Origin of the sequence: Neisseria gonorrhoeae (assembly GCF_003315235.1) — a bacterium.
GTDB lineage: Bacteria > Pseudomonadota > Gammaproteobacteria > Burkholderiales > Neisseriaceae > Neisseria > Neisseria gonorrhoeae.
This window is the reverse complement of the sequence record NZ_QNRU01000049.1, coordinates 1-7,327: the sequence shown is the minus strand read 5'-3', so window position 1 is coordinate 7,327 and position 7,327 is coordinate 1. Positions and strand designations below refer to the sequence as shown.

The window sequence follows — 7,327 nt, the reverse complement described above, 5'->3', positions numbered from 1 at the left end:
GGGAATGCGAATTTCGACTTAACTTCGGCACACCGTCCCGGCAGCTAAAAATCCTGCGGGATCGGTGTGGAATTTAGGGATAATCTAGTACAGCCCCTACTATTTTAGTAGTTTTACCATTAGAAAAAGGATATGAATGGAATTGCCTTGGGGTAGAAGTACTATCCGCTGCTCAATCTCTAGCAAATATCTATTGCAACAAGGTTCGCCTCATAGATGGTCATGTTTGGGAGGAATAAATGAAAAAGCGTAGTTGGTAATTTTTAGTTGCGCAGGGTGGGCTTCAGCCCACCGTTTTTTCTTCATTTTGGGTTGTTGATTGGTGGGCTAAAGCCCACCCTACGATTACTAAAATCCCGTCATTCCCGCGTAGAGCGCATCATATAAGGCGGGAATCCAGACCTTTCGGTGCGAAAACTTATCGGATAAAACGGTTTCCCCTGCATCCTGGATTCCCACTTTCGTGGGAATGACGGGATATAGGTTTCCCTACGGACGTGTTCAGATTCCTGCCTTCGCGGGAATAACGGCGGAGCAGTTTCTGCTTTTCCAATAAATGACCGTAACTTAAAATCCCGTCATCCCCGCGAAAGCAAAAATCCTGCCTGTCGGATTTCGGTTTTTTCGGGTGTTTCGGGAAACTGATGAATCGTCATTCCCGCGCAGGCGGGAATCCAGAACGCGGGACGGCGGCAATATTCAAAGGTTGTCTGAAAATTCAGAGGTTCCAGATTCCCGCCTTCGCGGGAATGACAGCGGAGCAGTTTCTGCTTTTCCGATAAATGACCGCAACCTAAAACCCATCCTTCACACGAAAACAGAAAAACAAAAACCTAAAATCCCGTCATTCCCGCGATAACAGTTGCGTAATTGCGTAGGGTGGGCTTCAGCCCACCGTTTCTTCATTTTTGCTTGTCAATTAGTGGACTGAAGCCCACCCTGCGGTTACTGTTTCTTCTTTTTCGATTATTAATTGGCAGGCTGAAGCCCTCCCTACGTTTACCGTCAAAAATGCCGTCTGAAATGCTCAAGCCCTCAGACGGCATTTTTTATTTCGCACCCTTACAGGTAAAATTTCTCGATGACTTTCAGGTTGTCGTCTAATTTGTACACCAGCGGCTGGCCGGTCGGGATTTCCAAGCCCATGATGTCTTCGTCGGAAATGCCCTCGATGTGTTTTGCCAGCGCGCGCAGGGAGTTGCCGTGCGCCGCTACCAAGACGCGTTTGCCGCTCAAAATCGCGGGGGCGATTTGGTCTTCCCAAAACGGTAATACGCGCTCCAGCGTTACTTTCAGGTTTTCGCCGTCGGGTACGACATCGGCAGGCAGATGGGCATAGCGACGGTCTTTGTGTGCGGAAAACGCGTCGTCTTTGTCCAAAAGCGGCGGCAGGGTGTCGTAGCTGCGCCGCCAGATGCGGACTTGCTCGTCGCCGTATTTTTCGGCGGTTTGTTTTTTGTCCAAACCTTGCAGTCGGCCGTAGTGGCGTTCGTTCAGCCTCCATGTTTTGATTTGCGGTACGAACAGTTGGTCGGATTCTTCCAAAACGATGTTGCAGGTCTTAATCGCGCGGGTCAGGACGGATGTGAAGGCGATGTCGAACTCATAGCCGTTTTCTTTCAGTTTTTTACCGGCGGCGGCGGCCTCGGCAAGCCCCTGCTCGCTCAGCTTCACGTCGCGCCAGCCTGTAAACAGGTTTTTCGCGTTCCATTCGCTTTGTCCGTGGCGGATAAATACCAATTCCATATCGTCTCCAATGTGTGAAAGTGGGAAAGCTTTATTTATAACATATTTTCACATTTCCCGTATTTGATTCAGATTCAGGCACGGCACCCACTATGGTTTGCCATTTTGATTTACAATAATGTCCTTTGCTTTACATTCCGCATACACAATGAATACGCAACCGCACGCTTCCCATACCGATTCCAACACGCTGATGCTCGGCCGATACGCCGAACGCGCCTATCTCGAATACGCCATGAGCGTGGTCAAAGGCCGCGCGCTGCCTGAAGTTTCAGACGGCCAAAAGCCCGTGCAGCGGCGCATTTTGTTTGCCATGCGCGATATGGGTTTGACGGCGGGGGCGAAGCCGGTGAAATCGGCGCGCGTGGTCGGCGAGATTTTGGGTAAATACCATCCGCACGGCGACAGTTCCGCCTATGAGGCGATGGTGCGCATGGCTCAGGATTTTACCTTGCGCTATCCCTTAATCGACGGCATCGGCAACTTCGGTTCGCGCGACGGCGACGGGGCGGCGGCGATGCGTTACACCGAAGCGCGGCTGACGCCGATTGCGGAATTGCTGTTGTCCGAAATCAATCAGGGGACGGTGGATTTTATGCCGAACTACGACGGCGCGTTTGACGAGCCGCTGCACCTTCCCGCCCGCTTGCCTATGGTGTTGCTCAACGGCGCGTCGGGCATCGCGGTGGGTATGGCGACCGAGATTCCGTCGCACAATTTGAACGAAGTCACGCAGGCGGCGATTGCACTGTTGAAGAAACCGACGCTGGAAACCGCCGACCTGATGCAATATATTCCTGCTCCCGATTTTGCCGGCGGCGGTCAAATCATCACGCCGGCGGACGAATTGCGCCGTATTTACGAAACCGGCAAGGGCAGCGTGCGCGTGCGTGCGCGTTATGAAATCGAGAAATTGGCGCGCGGACAGTGGCGCGTCATCGTAACCGAACTGCCGCCGAACGCCAACTCCGCCAAAATCCTTGCCGAAATCGAAGAGCAAACCAACCCGAAACCGAAAGCGGGCAAGAAGCAGCTCAACCAAGACCGGCTCAATACCAAAAAGCTGATGCTGGATTTAATCGACCGCGTGCGCGACGAGTCCGACGGCGAACATCCCGTGCGCCTTGTATTTGAACCGAAATCCAGCCGCATCGATACCGATACCTTCATCAACACGCTGATGGCGCAAACTTCGCTGGAAGGCAATGTGTCCATGAACTTGGTGATGATGGGTTTGGACAACCGCCCCGCGCAGAAAAACCTGAAAACGATTTTGCAGGAATGGCTGGATTTCCGCATCGTTACCGTAACACGCCGTCTGAAATTCCGTTTAAACCAAGTGGAAAAACGGCTGCACATCCTCGAAGGCCGTCTGAAAGTCTTTCTGCACATCGACGAAGTGATTAAAGTCATCCGCGAATCGGACGACCCGAAAGCCGATTTGATGGCGGCATTCGGGCTGACCGAAATCCAAGCCGAAGACATTTTGGAAATCCGCCTGCGTCAGCTGGCGCGTTTGGAAGGTTTCAAACTCGAAAAAGAATTGAACGAATTGCGCGAAGAACAAGGCCGTCTGAATATCTTTTTGGGCGACGAAAACGAAAAACGCAAGCTGATTATCAAAGAGATGCAGGCGGACATGAAGCAGTTCGGCGACGCGCGCCGCACGCTGGTGGAAGAGGCCGGACGCGCCGTGCTGACACAAACCGCCGCCGACGAACCCATCACGCTGATTTTGTCGGAAAAAGGCTGGATACGCAGCCGTGCCGGACATAATCTCGATTTGAGCCAAACCGCGTTCAAAGAAGGCGACCGCCTCAAACAAACCCTTGAAGGCCGCACTGTTTTACCCGTCGTCATCCTCGATTCATCGGGCAGAACCTACTCGATCGATGCCGCCGAAATCCCCGGCGGACGCGGCGACGGCGTACCGGTTTCCTCCTTAATCGAGTTGCAAAACGGCGCGAAACCCGTCGCGATGTTGACAGGATTGCCGGAACAACATTATTTATTATCAAGCAGCGGCGGCTACGGCTTTATCGCCAAGCTGGGCGATATGGTCGGACGCGTGAAAGCGGGCAAAGTGGTGATGACCGCAGACAGCGGCGAAACCGTCCTGCCGCCGGTTGCCGTCTATGCCTCCTCGTTCATCAACCCCGACTGCAAAATCATTGCAGCCACCAGTCAAAACCGCGCCCTCGCCTTCCCCATCGGCGAATTGAAAATTATGGCGAAAGGCAAAGGACTGCAAATCATCGGATTAAACGCCGGCGAATCGATGACGCATACCGCCGTTTCTTCCGAGCCGGAAATCCTGATTGAAAGCGAAGGCAGGCGCGGCGCGGCGCACAAAGACCGCCTCCCCGTCGCCCTGATTGAGGCAAAACGCGGCAAAAAAGGCAGACTGTTGCCCATATCGGGCAGCCTGAAACAGCTTTCTTCCCCCAAATAAACCCGGTTCCGCACATATTATGGTGATTTCCAACCCCCGCGAACTTGAAAAACTCAAAGACCGGATTCCCAATCTGATCAACATCATCCGCGTCGCCATCGTTTTCCCGCTGATGATTATGCACATCCTCGGGCTGGAAACCGGCAGCCGTGCGAACCTGCACGCCTCATGGACGGCGTGGGCGTTTTACTTGTGGCTTGCCATTGCCTGCTGGCTGATTTTCTTTTCCACCCTCAACCCGCAATGGCAATGGCAATGGCAGGCTTTGAGAATACCGAGTTTCAGCGCCGTGGCCGACATCACGATGATCGGCGTGCTGACCTACCTGTTCGGCGGCATCGATTCGGGGTTCGGCATCCTGATCCTGCCCTTCGTGGGCAGCTCCTGCCTACTCAGTTACGGGCGTTATCCCCTGCTCTATGCCAGCTATGCATCCATCCTGCTGATATTCAACGCCCTTGCAGACAGCAATATCAATATGTATCCGCTGATTCTGGATGCAAAAACCGTCACCAATACCTTCGTCGTCGTAGCCGGCTCCTATTTCGTCGCTATGATTGCCTCGCTGTCGGTCAGATACATCGACCGTGCCGGCAAACTTGCCCATGAAAACCACGTCGCCTACCGCCGTATCAGGGGCTTGAACCAAATCGTGCTCAACCGCGTTCAGGAAGCGGTCGTCGTCATCAACGTCGAGCATCAGACCATACTGTTCAATAAAAAGGCAAAAGATCTGCTCCCCATGCTTGAAATCGGACAGCATACCTCCCTGTTCGACCCTGTCGCCATCTTATGGGATAAAACATCCTCACGCACCTTCGAACACCATATCGACACGCCCGAACTGACCGCCCGCATCCGCGCCGTGCCGATGAACAAAAAGCAGAACAAGCTGCTCATCCTCTATATCCGCCCGCAAAGCGAAATTCAGGCGGAAGCCCTGTCCGTCAAACTTGCCGCGCTCGGACAACTGACCGCCAACCTTGCCCACGAAATCCGCAACCCGATGTCCGCCATCCGCCACGCCGACGGCGGCACTTTATTTTTGGACGAAGTGGCCGACCTGCCCCTTTCCATGCAGGTCAAACTCTTGCGCGCGATTCAAGAAAAAGCCGTGCGCCGTATCGGCGACGCGACCGAGCAGCCCGTCGATGTCCGCATCGTCTGCGCCACCCACAAAAACCTCGAAGCCCTTGTCGAAAGCGGCGCATTCCGCCAAGACCTGTATTACCGTCTCAATGTCGTCAGCCTCAATATACCGTCCCTGCGTGAAATGCGCGAAAATTTGAAGCTGCCCACCCCCTACCTCCTGTACAAACACAGCCACAACAACCGGCCCTACACACTCTCCCCCGCCGCGCAACAGATGCTCCTGAATTACAGTTATCCGGGCAATTTCCGCGAACTCGAAAACATCCTCGAACGCGCCGTCGCCCTGTGCGTCGGATATACAGTGCAAATCGACGACCTGCAAATCCAAGATGTGCACCACAAACCCGTCCGGACGGAAACCGCCGTCCCCGTTGCCGATACCTTGCCGTCTGAAACAGCCGCCGCACCGTCCCGCCTTCTCCCGTTCGACCCCGATACCATGCAGATACAGGACTATCTCGACAAAATCGAACGCGACATCATCGGACAAGTCCTCAAACAAACCGAAGGCAACCGCACGCAAGCCGCCAAACGCTTGGGCATCAGCTTCCGCTCTATGCGCTACCGTATGGAACGCCTCAACATAGACTGACAAACGGCATCCGCACCATCTCCGCCCACCCGAAAAAATGCCGTCTGAAACGGCACGGGGAAGCGGGTTCGCCCCACGACCGAACGGACACAATACACCATGACCGACATCCTCATTGACGATACCGCCACCGAAGCCGTCCGCACCCTGATACGGGCATTCCCCCTCGTGCCCGTTTCCCAACCGCCCGAACAAGGCAGTTACCTCCTTGCTGAACACGATACCGTCAGCCTCAGGCTTGTCGGGGAAAAAAGCAACGTCATCGTCGATTTTACCTCCGGCGCGGCACAATACCGGCGCACAAAAGGCGGAGGAGAACTCATCGCCAAAGCCGTCAACCACACCGCGCACCCCACCGTATGGGATGCAACCGCAGGATTGGGGCGCGACAGCTTCGTCCTCGCCTCGCTCGGACTGACCGTTACCGCCTTCGAGCAACATCCCGCCGTCGCCTGCCTGCTTTCAGACGGCATCCGCCGCGCCCTCCTCAATCCCGAAACGCAAGACACCGCCGCGCGCATCAACCTCCATTTCGGCAATGCCGCCGAACAAATGCCTGCCCTTGTTAAAACACAAGGCAAACCCGACATCGTTTATCTCGACCCGATGTATCCCGAACGCCGCAAAAGTGCCGCCGTCAAAAAAGAAATGGCTTATTTCCACCGGCTTGTCGGCGAAGCGCAAGATGAGGTCGTCCTCCTTCATACCGCACGCCAAACGGCAAAAAAACGCGTCGTCGTCAAACGCCCGCGCCTCGGCGAACACCTTGCCGGACAAGCCCCCGCCTACCAATACACCGGCAAAAGCACCCGCTTCGACGTTTACCTGCCCTACGGAGCGGACAAGGGATAACGCCCATAAAACAAGACACCGAAAAATTTGCCGTTCTTATGCAAACGAGAAACCGGTTTTTGCGTTTCGACTGTTTTGGATAAGTCATCACACCTTAAAGTTTGTCATTCCCACGGAAGTGGGAATCCGATTCGTTCAGTTTTAGTTGTTTTCAAGTTTCAGGCAACTTCCAAACCGTCATTCCCGCGAAAGTGGGAATCCGGAAATGAAAGGCAACAGGAATTTATCGTAAATGACTGAAACCGAACGGACTAGATTCCCGCCTGCGCGGGAATGACGGGGCGGGAGGATGCCGTCTGAAATTCCGTCATTCCCGTGAAAACGGGAATCTAGAACTTCTGATTTTTCAGACGACTTTTGAAGATTGCCGCTACCCAATGATCTGGATTCCCGCTTTTGCGGGAATGACAAGATACTACTTTAATTGACAACAGCATTTTTACAATTCATTTTCAACCCATTGAATTTCAATATTTGAAAATTCACCGGATTTCAGACGCGGCAAAGCAGGCATTTAAAAAATGCCTTTTTTC

Annotated in this window: 3 protein-coding genes and 3 pseudogenes; 5 read left to right on the top strand and 1 reads right to left on the bottom strand. The window is 53.8% G+C overall.

Features of this window, described 5'->3' with window-relative positions; all coding sequences use genetic code 11:
• Window positions 1-77 (top strand): annotated as a pseudogene (locus DFR77_RS12040) (IS1595 family transposase); the annotation flags it as partial.
• 985 nt (window positions 78-1,062) lie between these two features.
• Here DFR77_RS12040 and DFR77_RS12025 read toward each other — a convergent pair.
• Window positions 1,063-1,746: a 2,3-diphosphoglycerate-dependent phosphoglycerate mutase gene (locus DFR77_RS12025; protein WP_003689726.1), complete on the bottom strand. Its 684-nt coding sequence runs from the start codon at window positions 1,744-1,746 to the stop codon at window positions 1,063-1,065.
• A 148-nt stretch (window positions 1,747-1,894) separates the two neighbouring features.
• Here DFR77_RS12025 and parC point away from each other — a divergent pair, with 148 nt between their 5' ends.
• The 4 genes and pseudogenes from parC (at window position 1,895) to DFR77_RS12010 (ending at window position 6,794) form a co-directional block, all read left to right on the top strand.
• Window positions 1,895-4,198: a DNA topoisomerase IV subunit A gene (parC, locus tag DFR77_RS12020; protein ID WP_048654552.1), complete on the top strand. Its 2,304-nt coding sequence runs from the start codon at window positions 1,895-1,897 to the stop codon at window positions 4,196-4,198.
• Window positions 4,199-4,217: 19 nt separating this feature from the next.
• Window positions 4,218-5,678: pseudogene (locus DFR77_RS12015) on the top strand (sigma 54-interacting transcriptional regulator); the annotation flags it as partial.
• A gap of 87 nt (window positions 5,679-5,765) precedes the next feature.
• Window positions 5,766-5,942, top strand: a pseudogene (locus DFR77_RS14725) (helix-turn-helix domain-containing protein); the annotation flags it as partial.
• A gap of 99 nt (window positions 5,943-6,041) precedes the next feature.
• On the top strand, window positions 6,042-6,794 hold the full coding sequence (locus DFR77_RS12010) for a class I SAM-dependent methyltransferase (protein ID WP_003689730.1): 753 nt from the start codon (window positions 6,042-6,044) through the stop codon (window positions 6,792-6,794).
• The last annotated feature ends 533 nt before the right edge of the window (window positions 6,795-7,327 follow it).

Coding starts and splice junctions, on each gene's coding strand:
- DFR77_RS12025 (WP_003689726.1), bottom strand. CDS start 1,746: ATGGAATTGGTATTTATCCGCCACGGACAAAGCGAATGGAACGCGAAA.
- DFR77_RS12010 (WP_003689730.1), top strand. CDS start 6,042: ATGACCGACATCCTCATTGACGATACCGCCACCGAAGCCGTCCGCACC.
- parC (WP_048654552.1), top strand. CDS start 1,895: ATGAATACGCAACCGCACGCTTCCCATACCGATTCCAACACGCTGATG.